The following is a 20,139-nucleotide window of genomic DNA, read 5'->3' on the forward strand; positions in this document are numbered from 1 at the left end:
GTGGATATAGACGAGCTGGAGAATCGTTATTTCCTGACTTTGCATGGTCTCGATCCTATGCATATGCTGCTTACCATTTCTGCTACAGATCTTCTTCACGAAAATCAAATGAACCGTTTGCTCGACATGTATGGCCCTCTGATCAAGTCAGACGAACGCTCTGTCACCGCAGCTTTTTTCTGCAACTGGTATGCTTCCGTATGTAGTGCGCTTCAGAACATGCTGTTTGGAGATGAAGATTATATTTACGATTTGTCTTTATCTAATATCAGTGTGCAACTGTACATCCAGGAACAATACCCTTTGTTTTCATTTAAAATCAAAAATACAAAGCGTATCCAGATTCCCAAGCATAACCGTGAGGAATGGTGTACACAGGTTCTACAAGTATTCTATAAAGAGAACGTACGGCCGCTGTTAGAAGTGTTATCTGGCACAACTCAGATCAACGCCCTCTCTTTATGGGGACAAGTCGTCAGCACTTTATACAGTCACATGGAAGAAGAACTATCCGAGACATCAGATGAGAATAACAAGCGAAGTATTACTTTCCAAAAACATATTCTTCGCCATGGGTTGGATGCCAGTATCTTGGGACTTCTAAAAAATCCGTTTGAAATCAAATTGAGATTTACCCAGCATATAAATGACTCTGGTCGGCAAGTTTTGATCAAACCTTCCTGCTGTCAAGCATATCGTTTGGATGCCAAATTCGGATACTGCTACGTTTGTCCCCGCCTGAAAGAAGTGGATCGAGTATCCATGCGCGCAGGATCATGCGGTTAAATGAGAAATAGAACAGGTCATGTTGAGAAGCAATGTCTCGACATGACCTGTTCTATTCTCGGAAGTTGTGCTCTATTTCTTAATCTCTATCTCTAAACGCTGCTCCATGACCTCTCCGTTCTGATGAGCCCTCTCCGTAAACAATACTTCTTCTCTGGTCATCAGGACAACGGACGAAGCTCTGGTCCCATAGTCGAATTTCTCACTTTTAACAAATATAGGAGAAAGCAAACGTTCCCATTCCAATGGAACGCCTGTATGGGGCAGAAGTTCATCCACTGAAGGGTCTGCCATTTGCAGCAAATCTAATATTTGCTCTGTCAGGGTTACTTCGTCCTGCCCGTTGATGATTTTCTCCAGCCCTTCTTTCCCGCGTTTCACCTTGGGCCAATCCGTATTGATCAAGTGATTACTAATCCCGTAAATTCCTGGTTTCAACTTCATCACAACGTTGCCCACATTAGAGTAATAATAGAGGTCGTCAGGATCACCCACCAACAAATTGTAGCCAGGATAATCATTGCGACTTTGCTCCGCACGTTGCATATATTGCTCAGGTGTGGACGTTCCCTTTAAAAAATCAGCAACCAAATCTCCCCTTGAACCCTTGGCATGTAAATCTTCATTCGGATCACGATAATTCGTAACAGCAGCAAGACGTCCCCCTGTGGTTACGCCCATCCAGGTTCCCATTTTCGACAAATCGCGGCCTGCCAATATTTGAGGGTGATCTTCCCAATAATGTGCTTGAGCCGCAGGTCTGTGATAGAATTCATCCCTATTGGATCCCAATATAAGCGGATACTTTGGATGTACTTTGTAAGCAAATAGAATCAAACACATGGAAATCTTCAACTCCTATATTTGTTAAACCTATGATATTGGGGCTTTATATCGCATAATCAACTACAATGACATCTTCCACCCAACCATCCAGGGAAGCTACAAATGCCTGATGAGCAGGATGTGGACCATAGGCGCGCAACGCGTCCTGATCTTCAAATGTCACTCGTAATCCAATCGTATAACCTTGAATACGGTCCGTTTCTTCCGTTGCATTGATTCCTGCGGTCAGCGCGACAATTCCCGGAATCTGTTCCTGTAGTGCGAGCAATTGAGCCACCCATTCCTGTTGCTTGGCTAATGTGATATTATCGTTAAATTTAAAAACAACCAAATGTTCAAACATCTTGTTATTCCTCCTCTGTTTTAATCCTTCGCCACTCTTCTTTGAACATGTTTCAGCAGTTTCTCCAACCAGTTGATATCGCTTTGAATACTCTGATAAGCATGATCTCTCATTAATAACAGAGCATCTTTCAGGTCCCCTTTAGTATCCATCTGTTCTGGGGTATGAAGCTCAATATACTCTATTTTCTTTTTCATCTTATCGATAATATCCTCAATCAGGTAAGCAATCTTCTGATTGTCCACCTTATCCAGGTTGACCAGCGCAGCGTACAATGACTGCACATTCGTAAACTTCTGGAACACCTTATATATGCTTTCTTCGAGCGACTGTCGCCCTTTTTCGGTAATTCCATATGTTGTTTTGTCCGGTCGATTTTCAGTCTGGATCGTTTCTACCTTCTCGATCAGGCCCTTCTTCAGCAACACTTCGAAATTATAGTAGATCGTGCCTTCAGTAATTTTGGCGTCGGTTTGATCCAGATGTTTACCAATACGCTTCTTAATATCATAAGGGTAATAATTCCCTTCACTTAGTGCACCAAGTATAAATATTTGAATCGACATTGTGACTGCCCCCATTCCGCTTATCCAAGGGTACAGCTTGTTCCTAATCGCTTACCCTCATAACTTCTATTTTATATCATAACGGGCTGTTGTACAGGCTCCTGTGTTGTATCGATCTGTTTGGCTTTTTTGAAATGATGGATGGCTGTATTGATAACAAAGGCTACCACGCCCACCAGTGCCAATCCGACCGCATATTCTACTGTCTTCCCTCCGCCGAAGAGAATATTATAATCCAGATGTGTTGAATAGAACATTGGTGTGATCTGACTTACGACTTTGAAATATCCTGGCATCATCTCTGGTGACATGGACGTCCCGTTCGCAATGGATTGGCTGAGTACAAAGATCATATTGACCAGCATTCCGCCTTGACCGAGAAGCATAATAAAGATACTCGTGAACTCAATCGATACAAATAGCTGCAAGCTGTGTACCATCCACATTTTCAAAAACACTTCCACCCCATACCCCTGCACCATAAAATAAATACCAATCCCTACAAGTGGCGCAAGGATGGAAATAAGCAGGTTGGCTCCTCGCATTGCAAAGAATGCTCTCCATTTCCCCATCTGTCCTTGCAGCTGTTGCATTCCGCCAATGCTTTGCATCGCATAGATCATAGCCCCGACATACAGCGCCATGGTGATGAACATCGGTGCCATCTGATTCTGCATGCCTGCTGGCTGCGGGTTACTCAGAACGATGTCAGATGACACTTTGCCCATCGTCGATTCCACAATCTGCTTCGATTGCTCCGCAGGAACCTGCATACTGCCCAGCACACCCTCGAAGCTCTGTGCTTGAATCTGAGTTCCCATCTGTGCAGTAATTTCAGCAGCTACATTTTTCATGGTGCTCGTAATTGTTGTTGGGTTTGATTCATTAATCAGGTACTGGAGCTGCGTTTTCCCGCCCTGTTCAGACAGTTTCTCCGTAAAATCACCCGGTATACGAATGATCATATGAATATCCCGGTCTTCAAGTCCTGTCTTCGCCTGTTGCAACGATTCATCCGTTACCACGTTAAACGGCAATTGCTCTTGCAATTTTTGTACAAATTCCGTGCCGGATTGCTGGTCTTCGTTGACAATAGCCACGGTAAGATTCGTTACATTTTTCGGAATGGCACTATACCCTGACATAAAAACGGTCAACATTACGATCTGATAAAAAATAATCATGAATATGCCTGCTTTGACTCCGCCGTGCTTCAGTGTGTTCTTCACTGTCTACTCCACCTTGTTTATTATAATTTGAACTACTTGAATTAAAGTACTCTTGTTTGGTATATTTGTCAATGAAACCAACCAAGGAGGCGAAACGAATGAAGAAGAGCTCTATTATTTCTCTGTCTGAAATCACGAATTTCCAATCGAAAGAAGAAGAATTCAGTCCCTACCGTTGGTATCGCAGCATGTTGAATCAGGAACCTGTCATCTACAACGAAGAGACCGATTCCTGGCATGTGTTCAGGTATGATCTTGTCAAAATGGTGCTTAATGATCACGAGCACTTCTCCAGTGTGAGAAAAAGATCGATTGTTAACGTAGGATATTCGAATGATAAAGAAGGTTCGGAGAACGAGCACCATATGCCGGACAAGCTGGATATTCACAACGTAGATCCTCCGGAACATCGCAAGCGGAGATCCTTACTCGCCAGTGCATTTACGCCAAGAAGTCTCAAGCTCTGGGAACCGAGAATTGAGGCCGTGGCCGAAGAATTAATCAGCGCATTTGAACATCAGCCGGAAGTCGATATTGTTAAAGCTTATACGAGTATGTTTCCAATCATTATCATGTCTGACCTGCTCGGTATTCCTTCCAAAGATCGTCATCTGTTCAAGGATTGGGTGGACACCATGTTTATGCCTACTACTGATGCCACCTTTGATCAGATTAACCAATTGAAAAAGATTGCTGGTGAAGAATACTTCAAGTACTTGTATCCCTTCGTTGTGTCCAAACGATCCAATCTGGGAGAAGATATCATATCAGACCTGATTCAGGTTGAGATGGATGGCGAGCACTTTACGGACGAAGAGATTGTGCGAACCACCATGTTTATTCTGGGAGCTGGCATCGAAACGACCAGTAATCTGCTGGCCAACTCGTTCTACGCCCTTCTATATGACCAACCGGAATTGTATGCCGAGCTCAGAGATCACCCTGAACTTGTTCCTGCCGCGGTAGAAGAAATGCTGAGATATCGTTTTCACATCAGCAAAATGGACCGCATGGTCAAAGAGGATACCGATCTACTTGGGGTTAAGTTGAAAAAGGGAGACGCCATCGTGGCGTGGATGAGTGCAGCCAATATGGATAAGAACATGTTCGAAGATCCATTCACGCTGAATATTCATCGTTCGAACAATAACAAACAGCTAGCGTTTGGTTTTGGTACTCACTTCTGTCTGGGGGCTCCTCTGGCGCGCCTGGAAGCGAAGATTGTGTTAAGCGTATTCCTAAAATCATTCACCAAAATTGAACCTGTTCAAGGGTTCATCCTGGAAGAAAACCTGACTCCATCGGCCGCTGGGCAGTCCTTAACAAACCTTCCAATGAAGCTGTATAAGTAAATTCGGTATATGTGGATACCAAAAAAGAGCAGATTATCTGCTCTTTTCTCATCCTATGATTAATTCATTTGATAAGCTCTTTCAAGTCAACTTAACTCAATTCAATAATTCCAAGCCGCCGATCATGTAGGGGACAACTCGTTGAGCCAACTCAGCAGGGGATTCCTGCCCACCTTCAATATTCCATCGATAGGTTATTCCATAGATCGACCAGCTTAGCATGGTTGCCGTAATTTTCAACGTTTTGGGATCTACATCTCCCGCTACTTTGCTCATTAATTCAAGAAGGAATTGCTCCAGTTGAGTCTTGATGTTCTCTTCAATAATTGGTGCAACCGTCTCATATTTTTTGATGCATCCATTACTGGAGACGTGATAATCACATAATGAAAATATAAGTTGCTGTATGGTCTCGGCCGATAACCTAGCATCCGGGTCCACCCTATTCGTTACATATTCCATAAAAGCATCCGATAACAAGGCTTCAAGCAGTGCATATTTATCCTGAAAATGGGCGTAGAATAGCCCTGTTAATTGTGGCTTGTTCCGTAATGTTTTGAATCGTAATGCTGTTGAAATTTTTAAGGCTCAAGTGGTATAAAAACGCATCAAGAATTAATTGACGAGTACGGATTACACGCGGATCGTTAGAATTGGAAGATACTACACCTGACATTTCCTAATGCTCCTTTGTACTAAAGATCGTTTAATAGGTTCTTCTAGTATAGATAAGTACTGTTTATTCAACAAGTAAAAAGGGAGTTTCCAAGACACCATACAATTTGGGAAGTATTTCGCTTAAGCAACAAAATGATCAATCTGTTGGTTGAGCAAGTATGTTGGGATTGCTAATATTACACTCGTACCCACCGAAAGGTACTAATAATGGAGGTGCTTATTTTGAGCAATGAACAATATCGTGTTATTTCTACGGATTTTCTGTTCCAACCATACACTGTTAAAAAATTAACCCTATCCTCGCGCATCGTCATGTCCCCCATGGCTCGTGCCTTCTCCCCGGAAGGTGTCCCGGGCCCCGATGTAGCCGCATATTATCGTCGGCGTGCCGAGCATGGTGTTGGACTCATTATTACCGAAGGTGCGACCATTGAGCATCCATCTGCATCAAGTGAGCCTAAAATCCCTCATATGTATGGGGAAGCAGCTCTTCAAGGGTGGGCTAAAGTAGTCGAACATGTTCATGAAGCCGGCGGCAAGATTTTCCCTCAGATTTTACATATGGGAATCGTTCGTCCTTCCGGATCTCAACCTCACCCGGAAGCCGCTTCGCTTAGTCCATCAGGACTCGATATGGAGGGTAATCAGGTAAGTACACCTATGACGGAGGAAGAGATCGCAACAGTGATTCAAGCTTATGCCGATGCAGCGGCCAATGCGCAAAGCATTGGTTTTGACGGGATTGAGCTTCACGGTGCGCACGGTTTTCTGATCGATCAGTTTTTCTGGAAAACAACGAATAACAGAACAGACCGCTACGGTGGCGACCTTGAGAAACGAACTCAATTCGCGGTTGAACTTGTTAAGGCAGTCCGTGCGGCGGTAGGCCCTGATTTCCCTATTGCCATGCGAATTTCTCAATGGAAGATGAATGATTATCAAGCCAGACTGTTCGACACACCCGAACAACTGGAACAATTCCTTCGTTTGCTGGTTGACGCTGGTGTAGACATCTTCCACTGCTCCACACGACGCTTCTGGGAGCCCGAGTTCGAAGGATCTGAGCTTGGATTTGCAGGTTGGGTACGGAAGCTGAGTGGTCAAACCACCATTACCGTCGGTTCTGTGGGGATACCAGATGAGCCTGAAGCAGGAGCAGATAAAGCAACACATCCAGGTATGAGCGAACTTATCAAGCGATATGAGCAACAGGAATTTGATCTGGTGGCTGTAGGACGTGCGCTCCTTGGAGACCCTGCATGGGCTGCTAAACTACGCGAAGGCCGCGTATCTGAGATTCAGCCTTTTACACCTGAAGCACTGGCTACGTTACACTAAGAATAATTAATTATTGTTCCTGACATTTTTTTGCCATATATATAGGTTTGAACTCATGAATCAACTATACTAAGCAAAGGGCTCGCTTTCCCTCCGGGATTGCGAGTATTTTGTTATGAGTCCCCCTGTCCGATTAGACACTTCGAGCAATATCGTTCAAGAAAAAGCCTTCTTTACATCCTATAATGACGTTAACATACCAGAAAGAAGGTGCATCATGACCCGGGAAGTTCGGACTGTGGTTTTTGATACCGATTTACAACTAGAAGCGTATCAATTTGAAGGCATCATGCAGAAGTTTCCCAATCATTTTCATGACTATTACGTCATTGGATTTATTGAGCAAGGCAAGCGTCACCTCGTCTGCAACAACGAAGAATATATTTTGAATAGTGGAGATATTATTGTCTTTAATCCACAGGACCCTCATGCCTGCGAACAGATCGACGGAAGCACATTCGACTATCGCTGTATCAACGTCCAGCCTGAGGTCATGCGAGAGTATGTGAGAGAAATTACCGGACAAGCTTACTTGCCCCGGTTCACATCTCCCGTTCTCTACCAAAGTGAACTTGTTGGTTCCCTGCATGAATTGCATCAGATGATTCTGGAAGAGCAATCGGATTTCTATAAGGAAGAATTGTTACTCTTTTTGTTGGATCAATTGCTGCGAGATTATTCGGATGCTGAACCTCCTGTTTCCACTCAGGATGTTACCATAGAGATCAGACGCATATGTGATTACATAGAATCTCATTACATGGAGAGCATCTCGTTGAACGAGTTAGCCTACTTGACGGAGATGAGCAAGTATCACCTGCTGCGTTTATTCACTCGCCAGAAAGGGATATCACCCTACCGTTATCTGGAGACGATTCGCATCAATCAAGCCAAACGACTATTGGAACAAGGCCAGCTTCCGATTGAAGTGGCCGCACAGACCGGATTCAGCGACCAGAGCCACTTCACGAATTTTTTCAAAAAACTGATTGGCCTGACGCCCAAGCAATATAGACGTATCTTCAATCATGATACCGAGCCGAAAAGAACCACCGATCACATCGTATGACGAGTCATCCTAACACCAAGGTTTCTACCGGACATTTACTCGCTTTGTTTACCATCTTGATCTGGGGGACTACCTTTGTCTCGACGAAGGTTCTGTTAATTGACTTTACTCCAGTGGAAATTCTATTTTTCCGCTTTCTGATCGGGTATTTGGTACTGTTGGTGATCTATCCACGTTCATTGCGGATCGTCTCGTTCAGAGAAGAATGGTTATTTATCGGAGCAGGTCTGTGCGGGGTGACGTTATATTTTCTCATTGAAAATGTAGCACTCGTGTACACAACGGCTTCCAATGTGGGTGTTATTGTCTCCATTGCCCCATTCTTCACTGCCGTGCTCGCACATTTCTTCCTGGATGGTGAGAAGTTAACGCGCCGCTTTATCATCGGATTCGGGATTGCCTTGAGCGGTATCATACTCATCGGCCTGAACGGCAGTTTCGTTCTGCAACTGAATCCGGTAGGTGGTCTGCTTGCTTTTATAGCACCCGCGGTGTGGGCGATCTACTCCGTGTTGATGCGCAAAATTGGCGAGCTTCCCTATCACATCATCGGTGCTACACGCAAAGTGTTCTTCTATGGTCTAGTCTTGATGCTGCCAGCTTTGTTCCTGTCTGACTTCCATTTGGATCTTGGCCGTTTTAAGAACATGACCAATCTCTCCAATTTCCTCTACCTCGGTCTGGGTGCCTCCGCGTTGTGTTTCGTAACCTGGAACCGGACCGTGAGTCTTCTTGGAGCTATTAAAGCGAGTGTATATATCTATCTGGTACCTGTTATTACAGTGGTGTCATCTGCGATCATTCTTCGGGAACAGATAACCTGGGTCATCCTGCTCGGGGCGTTCTTAACCTTATTCGGGTCTTACATTTCAGAGCGAACAGGAAACAAGCTCAACAACAAAAACACTAATCCGCGTAGCGGTTAGTGTTTGCTTCATTTTTTACTCATTTTATTTCATTTAATTGAGACAAAAGAATTCCCAGCTCCTCTTGCTCCAAATGACGCCATTGCCCCCGCTCCAGTTGATCCAGCGTAATATTCATAATTCGCACGCGCTCCAGCTTTAACACTCGATACCCCAAGGCTTTGCACATTCTGCGAATCTGCAGGTTGAGACCCTGTGTCAAAATAATACGAAATACGTCTTCACTTTGCCTATACACTTCGCAGGGCTTGGTCACCACGTCCAGAATTTCAACCCCTTCGGACATGGACTTTATAAATTCGTCTGTTACGGGTTTGTCTACGGTCACTACATATTCTTTATCATGGTTGTGCTCCGAACGCATCATCTTGTTCACAATTCCCCCGTCATTCGTAAGCAAAATCAACCCCTCAGATGCCTTATCCAGCCTGCCTATCGCAAATATGCGAGAAGGATAATTCATATATTGAATGATGTTCCCCTCCACATGTTCTGCTGCTGTGCAGACAATGCCGATGGGTTTATTCAGAGCAATATAGACAGGTTCGCTGTCATCACGAGGAATCTCCTTGCCATCAATGAGGACCACATCGTGAGGTTCAACTTCTGCCCCTTTTTCACAAACCCTTCCATTGATCGATATGCGTCCAGCTGCAATTAATCGGTTCGTTTCCCTGCGGGAGCAGAATCCCGTTTCACTTATGTATTTGTTAATTAACATATGTCACCGCTTCTCATCTATAAAATATCTGCTGGTTCATTGAATTAATGATATGTTCATTTACTTCGTGCGAGAGTTAGTACCTTGTACTGATTCTCATTCCATATCATCTCATTTATACTGAAATGAAGCAATGAATGGTTATATGAAAACATATACAGCGGTACATAGGAAAGCCAAAATACACTATGGAGGGAGTTTCTCATGTACAAAGTTACTCGATTTACAGTTGACCCCGATGATCCAAACCATGACTCCGGCATGTGGATTGGTGGAGAAATTGCATACGTTGCGGACTGGCCGCTCAACCCTGAGGGACAGCCTTTATTGCATCTGTTCTCCATCAATTGCAATACACTTTCACAGCAGGTCCATATGCCTTCTTTACCACAAAATAAGTATATCTCGGTTTTCTCGACCTACTCTGCCTCCGAATACTTTCTGGATCAGGTAACCTATACGGGAGATGAGCTGGAATGGAACGATAACATACTCGCCGGATGCACTTATGTCTCGGTATCATCGCATCCACTAACTTCCGTATGTCCCGTTCCACCCATTCCGTTAAGCAGCGTACGTTTGATTGAAATGGAGTTAGACGATCAGGAGTTCCCTGCGTTTTCATTTTTCTCTCCCATTTTACCAAACGGTGTGAAAGGAATTGATCATTTGGTAGAGGAACATCAACTGGTGTGTCAAATATATTCCGGAGATTTTCCTGAACCTTATCGGGATATATTGGGTCTTCCCGATGCAAACGGTTATTTATTTTTGCGAAGTGGTCCCGCGTCTGCTCAAGCACCATTCGATGGAATTTTCTTTGTACAGACTGCTTAATGGCAATACGTTGAGGCAGGTATTATCATATAAAACGACTAATCAGAACGTTTCCCGTCTACTCAGACAGGAAACGTTTTTTATCTATGCAAGTTTTACAATCCTCCATCAATACAAATGCCAAACACTGTTAAAAGATCATATTGATTGGATCACATCCACCCTTTCGACACGAAATCGTTTTAGAAAAAATATAGTCCGAGAAATATTTTCATTCATCAAATTTTAACATTATTTTACAATAAAAAGCATGTACATTTGCGTGATTATGGTATAAGTTATATATGAAATAAACATTAATTACATAATATAAAATTATTATCTAACTAGGAGGTAGGCTTTTGAAAAGAATATTCGCTTTAAGCTGCGGTTTTTATCTGTTAATCGGCATAACCAGCGTTGTGCTCGGTGCACTTCTCCCTGTTTTATTGTCATATTATGAGCGCGGTTACAGTGATGGCGGATTTTTGTTATTTTTGCAGTTTCTCGGATTTCTTGTCGGTGTACTTGTATCTCCTGTCCTGACAGCCCGTATCGGAAGAAAAGCTATGCTGACCTTTGCCCTGATCTGTATTGTAGCCGCCTATACATTACTCGGTTTTTTGCCATCCTGGCCTGTAGTTCTTCTTCTCACCATTATCGTGGGTTTCGGGTCAGGCATCATCGAACCCTCCGTTGGTGCGTTTACGATAGAATTCACTGAAAATCAGAAGGCCGTGGCGATGTCCAAGCTTGATGTGTTCTTTGCTCTCGGTGCACTTCTCATTCCCGCTGTCGCTGCTTTATTTATCTGGATGGATCTGTGGCATCTTACCTTTTATACAGTGGCCGTGTTGTCACTGGTTCTCATGCTCCTATGGATCACAATGCCCCGTCCAGCCGCACTGTATCTGCAACAGGCTGGCGAGAATACAGTAGCACATGCAGCAGGTAAAACCCGATACTCTAAAAAGCATCTGGGTCTGCTGACGATCTTCGTGATCTTCTTTTTCATCTACATGGGATTGGAACTGGGATTAATGAACTTCCTGCCCTCCATTCTAGTAGAACGATTGCAACTTCAGGAATCTGTCGCATCACTGAGTGTCTCCATCCTGTGGATTGCGATGATCATCGGTCGTCTTTTCTCCGGGAAAATAGCGGAAGCCGTCAACTATATGCCTTTCCTGATCTGGAGTACAGTCGGCACGTTTTTGTTCGCAGTCGCTATGGTATTTGTAACTGGACAGTGGGCAACGTATTTGCTGATCTTCGGAACCGGTCTGTTCATGTCAGGGTTGTTCTGTATCGCACTCGTCTATGCAAATGTTCTGATTCCCGGTATGACCGAACGCACAACCAGTATCCTGATCGCATCGGGTGGTATTGGAGGTGCCATCTTGCAGTATGTGACTGGATGGAGTATGAGTACAGGGCCTGTCGTGAATACGATCTGGATTTTGGCCGGATTCTGTCTGATCTTGCTTCTAACATTGATCGTCTCTCATCTATGGACTGTAAAAAATAATGCAGTACGTGCTGCTCTCGCACAACATAGTAAGGAAATGTAACCATCGTTTCTTAAGGGAGGTGATGCCCGCATCATCCGGGATTGTTGAGCTTCGTTCGAGCTAGTACACCATTATATTGGAGGAAATCGTATGCAAACTTTAACCAACAACCGCTTCATAGCCGGAAAAGGGATTAAGTTGATTGACGATTCAGGTGTTGAATACCTCGATGGCGTGTCGGGCACGTTCAATCTGTCACTGGGCTATAATCACCCACATGTAGTCAGCAAAATTCAGGAACAAGTCGGCAATCTGACGCATATGTCTTCCTCCTTCACTGAACCATACGTAAATGAAGTACTTGATCACTTAATCGAATATGCTCCAAACGACATTAATGCCGGATGGATGCGGGATATTACTGGTTCAACTGCAAACGAATGTGCGACCAAAATTGCACAAAAGTATACCGAATCGACAGACATCATCAGCCTGTATATGTCCCATCATGGGCAGACCCAATTTGCCACCGGGATTTCGGGGAATGCCTTTAGGCGGAAACGGTTCCCTAATTCAGCTGTGGCTAACGCTGTCCATGTACCTGCCCCATACTGTTATCGTTGCCCATTCAAATCCTCAAATGGTGACTGCGGATATCAATGCGTTGAAGCTATATCTGATGCAATAGAATATGCAAGTTCCGGCTCAGTCGCCTGTATGATTATTGAACCCATTCTCGGGAATGGCGGCAATATCATTCCTCCCGCCGGATATTTCAAACGTCTGCGCAAACTGTGTGATGAGTACAATATTATTCTTATTGCCGACGAAGTACAGACAGGAATCGGTCGTACCGGAACCATGTTTGCCAGCGAACTGTTTGATATCCACCCTGATATGATTACCCTTGCAAAAGGTCTCGGCGGGATCGGCGTACCTGTTGCTGCGGTATTAATGCAATCCCGGCTGAATGTGCTCGAAAAGCACGAACACTCCTTCACCTCAGGAAGTAATCTGATCTCCGTAACCGCTGCCAAATCTACCTTGGAAGTGGTATCCGAACCCGGATTCCTGAATGCGGTGAAACGCAAAGGTGAAATTTTGGGTGAATTGCTGCAAGAATTGGCAATGAAGTACCCAAGCATCGGGGAAGCTCGTGGGGTCGGGTTAATGTGGGGGCTGGAGATCGTAGGTGACGCTAATGAACCGGATACGCTCAAAACCAATGCCATTGTTGACCGTGCTTTTACAGATGAGCATCTGATCTTGAGAAGTTCAAGATATGGCTTCGGCAACGTTGTTAAGGTCCGTCCTTCCCTTACCACAACCGAAGACGAACTGGTCGAGATTGTGGAGCGTCTGGATTCGGTGCTTGCCAGCGTTCATTAGTGAGTAATTCATTTACACTCAAACACTACGCAAACAGAACAACCTTTCGATCGCTGTTATCCACGGATTTTCTTAATATCCCTCTCACGAGGGAAAAATCCTTTGATAGCGTATGCTTCCGAAGCAGCTTTCTTTCAGAAAGCTTTAAGGCGAACGCTCCGCTTCTCCAGAATCGATTTCATCCCCTTCACTACTTTCGTATCTTGTCAGAAACTGTTTTAAGATGAATCGCTATATTTATATTTTTATATAATTATTAAGGAGGTTATATCATGCTTGCATTGGTATACAAATCGGCTTGGGATGTGGCGCTTGAGGAACGGCCTGTTCCGGAAATCACAAGAGATAATCAAGTGTTGGTTCGTATTCGGGCGACAGGCGTATGCGGTACCGATCTCGGTATTGTCAGCGGTAAATATCATGCGGTTCCTTCTGTCATTCTCGGTCATGAGTCTGCTGGGGAAGTTATTGATGTTGGCTCTGCAGTAACGACATTACAACCGGGTGACCGTGTTGTGATTGATCCTACCTACTATTGCGGACAATGTGACATGTGCAGAACAGGCAGACAAAATCATTGCACACATAAGTCTGTTACGGAGACAGGTGTAAGTGCTGACGGGACATTTACAGATTATTATGTGACCGAAGATCGCTTTTTGTACAAATTAAAGGATCATGTGAGCTATGAGGAAGCGACTTTGACGGAACCTCTCAGTTGTATGCTAACGGGGATTAATCAGATCCATCTACTGCCGAATTTCAGAACGGTTATCCTCGGCGCAGGCCCGATTGGCATTTTGTACAGCTACGCGCTCGCTTCCAAAGGTGTTACCGGTTGTCTGGTCGACATCTCTCAGGAACGCTTAGCGATTGCCGGCTCCATTGCACCAGACCGTTGGGAGGTCCATTCATCCTTCGAAAATGCAATAGAATCGATGTCACCCGCAACCCATCAGGTCGATATGATTGTGGATACAACAGGTGTCGTAGGTACACAAGTGCTCTCCCAGCTCGCCAGTGGCGGTTATCTGATGCTGGTAGGTCTAAGAGATGGAAATACGTCCTTTAATCCAAAAGAAGTCGTGGACCGCAGTCTGAAAATTATTGGCTCCATCGATTCTCTGGGCACATTCGCAACAGCACATTACATGATTGAGCAAGGGATCATTCCAGCAAAAAAAATCATCACCCACTCCTTCCCGTTGGAGGATTACGAAGAGGCATTCCGCACACTTGGCTGCGATATTCAGGGACGCACACTTCAAGCCTCTTCACATGCCATTAAAGTTGTGCTGCAATCCAGCAGTTCCAGTTTCTAAAGTAAAAAGCTAACCATGAATGGATTAGATTAGAGATATATGTTTACACAATTCTGGAGGAGGAATACAACATGGTAGCAAACCAAGAGTTTGGCGGACTGGGAGCGACCGATGATGCCATCATTCAAGCAGTCATCTTTGACATGGATGGTGTACTGATTGACAGTGAACCGATTTATTTCGAGATTGAGCGTAGCTCCTTTGCCCATTTTGGCGCAGTGATGACGGATGAAGAACACCACACTTATGTTGGAGTTACGCTGGAGTCCATGTGGCAACAAGTATTGGATAAACATCAACTGACAGTCTCGCTAGAAGAAGTATTTGCTTATCATCAGCATAATGTGATGCAAACCATGCTGGCTCATGCAAATCTGACGGCAATGCCTTCCGTGGAACGCTGGTTAAGCTGGCTGCATGAGCAACACATTCCCATAGCCGTTGCTTCTTCCTCTCCACGTGCACTGATTGATTTGATCATGGACAAGACTGGACTTGGGCGATACTTTGAGGTGCGAATGACCGGAGAGGAAGTTACGAACGGCAAGCCGGCACCAGATATTTTTCTGACCACAGCTGAAATGATTGGTGCATCCCCGTCGAATTGTCTGGTGATCGAGGACTCCCGCAATGGTGTCCAGGCCGCCAAAAGTGCAGGCATGCGCTGCATTGGATATCGCAATCCTGGATCAGGCAATCAGGACTTGTCCAAAGCCGATCTTCAGATTTCCAGTTACGATGAGTTGTGGACCTTGAAGGATACACTGCCCTTTGAAGCAAGTTCGCCAAGCCTAGCGAAGCTACGCTGAGTAGGTGTACGTCTGGAAATAACGAACCTGAACAGACTTATAGAAAAAAACAACCCGACCAGCTTCAATTCTTTTGAATTGGAGCTGGTCGGGCTTTGCTTGCTGCAATGGGTGGAGTTACATGAGAACACATGCTGTAATATCAACTAAACCGAAATATCCAGACCACTACCCAGATTAGGGTGAGGAGCAGGTACTGACTTCAACATTTCCGCCATCTGCTGACCTTGCTGCTGCGCCATGTCTTTCGTAATCGACATCACTTGCAAGCTTGCCGACTGTACTACTGAAGCTTGGCTCATCGCCATTGATAATGCTGCAATATCCATGCTCTGTGCTCCTTTCTCTATCTTATCCTTTGGGCGTACTTAATATATATCGGACAGTGAGGATCGAATGTTGAGCAGCTCAGATCAAGCAAATAATTACCTGTTATGGCTGTTAGCTTCATGCTATAGTTTTAAGGTGAAAAAATAAAAGGAGAATCTGTCATGAAAAGTCTTAATAAATTGATATGTATTTTTATTAGTTTTAGTTTACTGTTCGTATTACTTCCGCCTCACATGTTAGCGGCTAGTAATCCTCTAGCTGAGTCTTACCGTGATATTGAATACACTATATTCATTGATGGAAAGCTTGCGAGTTCCAAAGATCAAGCATATCTAGCGGATAATGATACCGTCTACATCCCTATCAAAATGTTCAAACAAATCGGTTCACTTATAGCTGTCGGAAATGGATTTGAAGTCAAAACCAAATTAAAGCAAGAGCAAGTTAGTAAGAAAGACACCATTTTGTACAAAGGAATAACCTACATATCATTCGAGAAGTTTTTAAAGGTTTCCGGTTACTCAGGTAGGAATGAAGATAATTTAATGGTCGCATTTATGTGGGGAGACGAGGATGGAGCAACACGGACTAAGAAATTAATGAACGGAGCCCTTAATGTTCCAAAAGCATATCGTTCCGTTTTTGGATCAAAAGTATATTCTTATGCACTAGATCAACCTGGCTGGATCGTCGGCATGACGCAACTTTATCAACTCACGGAAGTAACTATACAATCAGCAAATGGAAAGACCGTCACAGAATACATATATAAAGACATTGGATTTTCGAATTTTTGTTATTATTTTGATTACGAACATTTCATACATATCGCTTTTAAGGGGGGCGAATATTGGGCTAACAAAAATAATTTACCTTCTTCAAATCCACTTTATCATTTAGAAAAAATAAAAATCATTTCCGTTGATATTAAAAAAAATAATGTCATTGTGAAAGCCAAAAGGGCTAGTGGAAAGTCGGTTACGTTCAAGTTGCCTGTTACAGACGAGCCAAATGATTTTATTAACGGGTTGTTCTATGACAGTGATCCTAAAAAAGATTACCCAGGCTGGTCTTCAAACGTTTGGAAACTTATTAGTCAGCAAAAGATCAAATTAGGGATGACGTTTAATCAAGTGTTACTTTCTTGGGGGAATCCAAATAGCACCAGTAACTCTACCAGCTCATTAGGTTCCATTGATATCTGGGTCTATGGAAATACCTACGTAACCTTCTACAATGGACAGATATATTCATGGTCCGATTACTAAAATTCGAGAGCAACTAGGTTGCTCTCTTTTTATTAGCTGTTCATTAGTGAATCCTTATGCACTTCCCCCTAAATCAATCCATACTTCACAAAACTGTGATACAATCCATCTTCTTCAACGGTTCCAGTAATGTCATCCGCAATGGCTTTCAGACCTGGCTTCGCATTATCCATGGCAATTCCGTTGTTACAAAATTCCAGCATCTCAGCATCATTCATGCCATCCCCGATGGCGAATGTATCTTGCTGTGACATGCCCAGATGGAATCATAGATTGCCGCTTTGGATCGACCTGTATATAAATAGAGCAAATGCCCATTCTCACGAGCCTGTTTGCAAGCCTTCTGTGCTGACAACGGAATACTTCCGTCACCTTATACAAATTTACGGATTCCGAGGTGTTCGCTGATCGATTAACTTTTCCAAAAATCCGGCAAAAGAATCTGCGTATACTTCAGGTTCCCCATTAAAGTAATCCAAACGCATCACTTTGTATTCCCCAAGGTGATCAGCTGTCCGCGTATCAAAATAGTAATATTCATCCTCGTCCGGTACAAACAGCTCCAGCTTCCCTTCCTTCTTCGCGTCTTCATCGGCAAGTCGGTATCTATACAAAATGTCAGCGTCCGTATACTCTCGATGTTCTGAAGATGTAATGGTCAGAACTTCTGTTCCGCTTAACATCGCTTCACCATAATTCAGAAGCCACCAGCGATAGGACGGAGGTAACGGAAAGCCCAGCTCCTGTTCCACTTCTACAATCCAGTTCACTTGAACTTGATGATTCGGGAACCAGCGTATTACCTCGGTATGCTCCAGTTTCTCAATCAGACTTGTATACATGGATAGATCTCTCCCATTACCATCACAATGTCATTTCCCTTCAATAATTCCAATGCTCACTTACGTGTGAACTTGTCCATATGTACGGTTTGCCAGTCATCATCCTGCTCAGCAATAACCGTAAACCCTTGGCGTTTCCAGAAATCTACGGCCCCTGGCAAGAAGCGATGTGTATGCAAATACAGTGTCGTATAGTGCATATCCTTCACTGCATTCTCAAGTTCCCTTACCAGCATCGAACCAATGCCATATCTGCGATACGCAGGATCCACATAACATTTCACAATTTCGGCTGCGGACTGAGCTGCATATCGACCTTCCACGGCTTCAATACGTCCATCATATGGCAAAATCCCAATGGACCCGACAATGCCTGCATCCCCCATCATTGCAACAAGAAAGATCGCATCATCTGAATCCATATAGTGTTCTCTGAACTGCTCGAAGTCCACAGGCAATCTCGTATGATCCATCATCGGAAACACTTCACTACGTACACGCATAGCAAAATCAATGGCATCATGAACCTGCAGTTCCTGAACAGCTACTACTGTCGGTATAATCTGAAGTTGTGTCAAAAATTCCACATTCCTTATCCTGTGTATTTGGAGCTAAGAATCTGCTCTCTTCACTTCATCTTACCGAATTTATCCCGCCCTATCAATCTCTCTACACTACAAACCAAATTGAAAGAGTGCCCGCGCATTCTGATAGAGTTCGCATACGATAAGGCGTGTCACAAACTATATTAGAGGGGGGACGCTCATGTGGTTATGGTTAGGTGTTTTTGCTACCATTATGCTAGCAATCGGGTTCGTATATCGTTATCTGGACCATCGTGCAGAGAGCCAGTTTCATCCTCATGCTCCGAAGCAGCTCTTAGTCAAATTCAAGGAAGGTACGACACCAGATGAAATGCACACCGTTCACAAAAAAGGAAAATGTAAGCTCGCCGAAACCTATGAGGATTTAGGATGGTACCGTCTCGAATCCCGCAAAAAAATGCATCGGATGCTGAAACATTATAAAGATCATGAGTTAATTGAACATGCAGAGCCGAATTACCTCGTTGAGGCCTCTTTCACCCCTAATGATCCTTTCTTTCCTTACCAGTATAACCTGCCAAAAATTAATGCACCCGCTGCATGGGATATTACTCAGAGCAACAGCTCAGTCAAAATCGCCATTATCGATACAGGTGTACAGTTGAACCACCCCGAATTGGCCTCCAAGCTCCTCCCCGGTTACGATTATGTTGATTATGATAATATTCCCGAGGACGGGAACGGTCACGGCACCCATGTAGCTGGGATCGCTGCCTCCGTTACCAACAACGGTGTGGGTATCGCAGGTGTTGCACCACTCGCATCCATCGTTCCGCTCCGGGTACTGGATAACAACGGGCAGGGAACGATAGGCAATGTGGGTAACGGGCTTGTCTTTGCTGCCAACAATGGTATCCAGGTAGTCAACCTGAGCTTGGGCGGACCGGCGGGAGATGCTTTCCTTCAAGCTGCCGTACAGTATGCATGGGATCGGGGAGCCGTGATTATCGCTGCAGCCGGCAATGACAACACCTCTTTCCCTATCGTACCGGCATCGTATCCTAACGTGATCGCTGTTGCTTCAACTAACCCTTCCGATCTCAAATCCAATTTCTCCAACTACGGCTCCTGGGTTGATATGGCTGCACCGGGGGATACCATATTATCCACATACCTGGGTGGTTCCTATGCCTACCTTAGCGGAACATCTATGGCTGCACCGCATGTGGCTGGAGCGGCTGCATTGCTCGCTGCACAGGGTAAAACGAATGCCCAGATAAGGGATGCACTCTGTTTCGCTTCCGATCCGGTATCAGGTTCCGGGATCTATTGGACGTATGGTCGACTGAATGCCTATCAGAGCTTGCAGGTGCCATAATACACCAACTATTTCTCATGATTGCTCAAGGCATTTCCTTTCCATTTTTCACGAATAAAAAAAGAAGGGGCATCT

General features: G+C 44.3%; 21 protein-coding genes and 1 pseudogene. 12 read left to right on the top strand and 10 right to left on the bottom strand.

Annotated elements, in window-relative coordinates; translation table 11 throughout:
• The gene (locus tag OM416_RS03750; RefSeq protein ID WP_264927140.1) at positions 1–786 is read left to right on the top strand and encodes a hypothetical protein; all 786 of its coding nucleotides are present in this window, start codon (positions 1–3) and stop codon (positions 784–786) included.
• Positions 787–858: 72 nt separating this feature from the next.
• Here the strand turns inward: OM416_RS03750 and OM416_RS03755 are convergent, their stop codons facing one another.
• From OM416_RS03755 to OM416_RS03770, 4 genes are all read right to left on the bottom strand, one after another.
• A complete protein-coding gene (locus OM416_RS03755; protein WP_264927142.1) occupies positions 859–1,629 on the bottom strand; it encodes an NRDE family protein in 771 nt (256 codons plus the stop codon).
• A gap of 46 nt (positions 1,630–1,675) precedes the next feature.
• Positions 1,676–1,975: a Dabb family protein gene (locus OM416_RS03760; protein WP_264927144.1), complete on the bottom strand. Its 300-nt coding sequence runs from the start codon at positions 1,973–1,975 to the stop codon at positions 1,676–1,678.
• 20 nt (positions 1,976–1,995) lie between these two features.
• The gene (locus tag OM416_RS03765; RefSeq protein WP_264927146.1) at positions 1,996–2,541 is read right to left on the bottom strand and encodes a PadR family transcriptional regulator; all 546 of its coding nucleotides are present in this window, start codon (positions 2,539–2,541) and stop codon (positions 1,996–1,998) included.
• A 71-nt stretch (positions 2,542–2,612) separates the two neighbouring features.
• Complete coding sequence (locus OM416_RS03770; protein ID WP_264927148.1) at positions 2,613–3,770, bottom strand: YhgE/Pip domain-containing protein; 1,158 nt, start codon at positions 3,768–3,770, stop codon at positions 2,613–2,615.
• Positions 3,771–3,868: 98 nt separating this feature from the next.
• Here OM416_RS03770 and OM416_RS03775 point away from each other — a divergent pair, with 98 nt between their 5' ends.
• Complete coding sequence (locus OM416_RS03775) at positions 3,869–5,122, top strand: cytochrome P450 (RefSeq protein ID WP_264927150.1); 1,254 nt, start codon at positions 3,869–3,871, stop codon at positions 5,120–5,122.
• Positions 5,123–5,218: 96 nt separating this feature from the next.
• Here the strand turns inward: OM416_RS03775 and OM416_RS03780 are convergent, their stop codons facing one another.
• A complete protein-coding gene (locus OM416_RS03780; protein ID WP_264927152.1) occupies positions 5,219–5,584 on the bottom strand; it encodes a hypothetical protein in 366 nt (121 codons plus the stop codon).
• 438 nt (positions 5,585–6,022) lie between these two features.
• On the opposite strand from OM416_RS03780, the gene OM416_RS03785 reads away from it, so the two are divergent.
• The 3 genes from OM416_RS03785 (at position 6,023) to OM416_RS03795 (ending at position 9,133) form a co-directional block, all read left to right on the top strand.
• Complete coding sequence (locus tag OM416_RS03785) at positions 6,023–7,138, top strand: NADH:flavin oxidoreductase (RefSeq protein ID WP_413775743.1); 1,116 nt, start codon at positions 6,023–6,025, stop codon at positions 7,136–7,138.
• 217 nt (positions 7,139–7,355) lie between these two features.
• Positions 7,356–8,207, top strand: coding sequence for an AraC family transcriptional regulator (locus OM416_RS03790; protein WP_264927156.1), 852 nt, complete (start codon positions 7,356–7,358; stop codon positions 8,205–8,207).
• Complete coding sequence (locus OM416_RS03795; protein WP_264927158.1) at positions 8,204–9,133, top strand: DMT family transporter; 930 nt, start codon at positions 8,204–8,206, stop codon at positions 9,131–9,133. Before OM416_RS03790 ends, OM416_RS03795 begins: the two co-directional genes overlap by 4 nt.
• 19 nt (positions 9,134–9,152) lie before the next feature.
• On the opposite strand, the gene OM416_RS03800 is transcribed toward OM416_RS03795, so the two are convergent.
• Entirely contained in the window at positions 9,153–9,854 is a 702-nt protein-coding gene (locus OM416_RS03800) for a pseudouridine synthase (protein WP_264927160.1), read from the bottom strand.
• Between the two features lie 204 nt (positions 9,855–10,058).
• Between OM416_RS03800 and OM416_RS03805 the strand changes: the two genes are divergently transcribed.
• The 5 genes from OM416_RS03805 to OM416_RS03825 all read left to right on the top strand — a co-directional run bounded on the left by OM416_RS03805 (position 10,059) and on the right by OM416_RS03825 (position 15,701).
• Complete coding sequence (locus OM416_RS03805) at positions 10,059–10,691, top strand: DUF1963 domain-containing protein (protein ID WP_264927162.1); 633 nt, start codon at positions 10,059–10,061, stop codon at positions 10,689–10,691.
• A gap of 341 nt (positions 10,692–11,032) precedes the next feature.
• Positions 11,033–12,241 carry an MFS transporter gene (locus OM416_RS03810; RefSeq protein WP_264927164.1) on the top strand — a complete coding sequence of 403 codons (1,209 nt, stop codon included), beginning with the start codon at positions 11,033–11,035 and terminating at the stop codon, positions 12,239–12,241.
• Positions 12,242–12,331: 90 nt separating this feature from the next.
• On the top strand, positions 12,332–13,570 hold the full coding sequence (locus tag OM416_RS03815) for an aspartate aminotransferase family protein (RefSeq protein WP_264927166.1): 1,239 nt from the start codon (positions 12,332–12,334) through the stop codon (positions 13,568–13,570).
• 272 nt (positions 13,571–13,842) lie between these two features.
• The gene (locus tag OM416_RS03820) at positions 13,843–14,892 is read left to right on the top strand and encodes a zinc-dependent alcohol dehydrogenase (RefSeq protein WP_264927167.1); all 1,050 of its coding nucleotides are present in this window, start codon (positions 13,843–13,845) and stop codon (positions 14,890–14,892) included.
• A 71-nt stretch (positions 14,893–14,963) separates the two neighbouring features.
• Positions 14,964–15,701 carry an HAD family hydrolase gene (locus OM416_RS03825; protein ID WP_264927169.1) on the top strand — a complete coding sequence of 246 codons (738 nt, stop codon included), beginning with the start codon at positions 14,964–14,966 and terminating at the stop codon, positions 15,699–15,701.
• Positions 15,702–15,847: 146 nt separating this feature from the next.
• On the opposite strand, the gene OM416_RS03830 is transcribed toward OM416_RS03825, so the two are convergent.
• Positions 15,848–16,030 carry a YjfB family protein gene (locus OM416_RS03830; RefSeq protein WP_264927171.1) on the bottom strand — a complete coding sequence of 61 codons (183 nt, stop codon included), beginning with the start codon at positions 16,028–16,030 and terminating at the stop codon, positions 15,848–15,850.
• Positions 16,031–16,192: 162 nt separating this feature from the next.
• Between OM416_RS03830 and OM416_RS03835 the strand changes: the two genes are divergently transcribed.
• Positions 16,193–17,299 carry a hypothetical protein gene (locus OM416_RS03835; RefSeq protein ID WP_264927173.1) on the top strand — a complete coding sequence of 369 codons (1,107 nt, stop codon included), beginning with the start codon at positions 16,193–16,195 and terminating at the stop codon, positions 17,297–17,299.
• Between the two features lie 68 nt (positions 17,300–17,367).
• On the opposite strand, the pseudogene OM416_RS03840 reads toward OM416_RS03835, so the two are convergent.
• The 3 genes and pseudogenes from OM416_RS03840 to OM416_RS03850 form a co-directional block, all read right to left on the bottom strand.
• A pseudogene (locus OM416_RS03840) lies at positions 17,368–17,562 on the bottom strand (HAD family hydrolase); the annotation flags it as partial.
• Between the two features lie 120 nt (positions 17,563–17,682).
• Positions 17,683–18,141 (bottom strand): SMI1/KNR4 family protein, encoded by a 459-nt coding sequence (locus OM416_RS03845; protein WP_264927175.1) that lies wholly within the window; start codon positions 18,139–18,141, stop codon positions 17,683–17,685.
• Between the two features lie 56 nt (positions 18,142–18,197).
• Positions 18,198–18,719, bottom strand: coding sequence for a GNAT family N-acetyltransferase (locus OM416_RS03850; RefSeq protein ID WP_264927177.1), 522 nt, complete (start codon positions 18,717–18,719; stop codon positions 18,198–18,200).
• A gap of 187 nt (positions 18,720–18,906) precedes the next feature.
• Here OM416_RS03850 and OM416_RS03855 point away from each other — a divergent pair, with 187 nt between their 5' ends.
• Positions 18,907–20,064: a S8 family peptidase gene (locus tag OM416_RS03855; RefSeq protein ID WP_264927178.1), complete on the top strand. Its 1,158-nt coding sequence runs from the start codon at positions 18,907–18,909 to the stop codon at positions 20,062–20,064.
• Positions 20,065–20,139: the final 75 nt, after the last annotated feature.

The organism is Paenibacillus sp. LS1 (assembly GCF_026013365.1).
Taxonomy (GTDB): Bacteria; Bacillota; Bacilli; order Paenibacillales; family Paenibacillaceae; genus Paenibacillus.

Excerpts from the sequence above, each read along its gene's own strand:
- OM416_RS03755 (WP_264927142.1), bottom strand. The coding sequence starts at position 1,629 with ATGTGTTTGATTCTATTTGCTTACAAAGTACATCCAAAGTATCCGCTT.
- OM416_RS03760 (WP_264927144.1), bottom strand. The coding sequence starts at position 1,975 with ATGTTTGAACATTTGGTTGTTTTTAAATTTAACGATAATATCACATTA.
- OM416_RS03765 (WP_264927146.1), bottom strand. The coding sequence starts at position 2,541 with ATGTCGATTCAAATATTTATACTTGGTGCACTAAGTGAAGGGAATTAT.
- OM416_RS03775 (WP_264927150.1), top strand. The coding sequence starts at position 3,869 with ATGAAGAAGAGCTCTATTATTTCTCTGTCTGAAATCACGAATTTCCAA.
- OM416_RS03780 (WP_264927152.1), bottom strand. The coding sequence starts at position 5,584 with ATGGAATATGTAACGAATAGGGTGGACCCGGATGCTAGGTTATCGGCC.
- OM416_RS03790 (WP_264927156.1), top strand. The coding sequence starts at position 7,356 with ATGACCCGGGAAGTTCGGACTGTGGTTTTTGATACCGATTTACAACTA.
- OM416_RS03795 (WP_264927158.1), top strand. The coding sequence starts at position 8,204 with ATGACGAGTCATCCTAACACCAAGGTTTCTACCGGACATTTACTCGCT.
- OM416_RS03800 (WP_264927160.1), bottom strand. The coding sequence starts at position 9,854 with ATGTTAATTAACAAATACATAAGTGAAACGGGATTCTGCTCCCGCAGG.
- OM416_RS03805 (WP_264927162.1), top strand. The coding sequence starts at position 10,059 with ATGTACAAAGTTACTCGATTTACAGTTGACCCCGATGATCCAAACCAT.
- OM416_RS03815 (WP_264927166.1), top strand. The coding sequence starts at position 12,332 with ATGCAAACTTTAACCAACAACCGCTTCATAGCCGGAAAAGGGATTAAG.
- OM416_RS03820 (WP_264927167.1), top strand. The coding sequence starts at position 13,843 with ATGCTTGCATTGGTATACAAATCGGCTTGGGATGTGGCGCTTGAGGAA.
- OM416_RS03825 (WP_264927169.1), top strand. The coding sequence starts at position 14,964 with ATGGTAGCAAACCAAGAGTTTGGCGGACTGGGAGCGACCGATGATGCC.
- OM416_RS03830 (WP_264927171.1), bottom strand. The coding sequence starts at position 16,030 with ATGGATATTGCAGCATTATCAATGGCGATGAGCCAAGCTTCAGTAGTA.
- OM416_RS03835 (WP_264927173.1), top strand. The coding sequence starts at position 16,193 with ATGAAAAGTCTTAATAAATTGATATGTATTTTTATTAGTTTTAGTTTA.
- OM416_RS03845 (WP_264927175.1), bottom strand. The coding sequence starts at position 18,141 with ATGTATACAAGTCTGATTGAGAAACTGGAGCATACCGAGGTAATACGC.
- OM416_RS03855 (WP_264927178.1), top strand. The coding sequence starts at position 18,907 with ATGTGGTTATGGTTAGGTGTTTTTGCTACCATTATGCTAGCAATCGGG.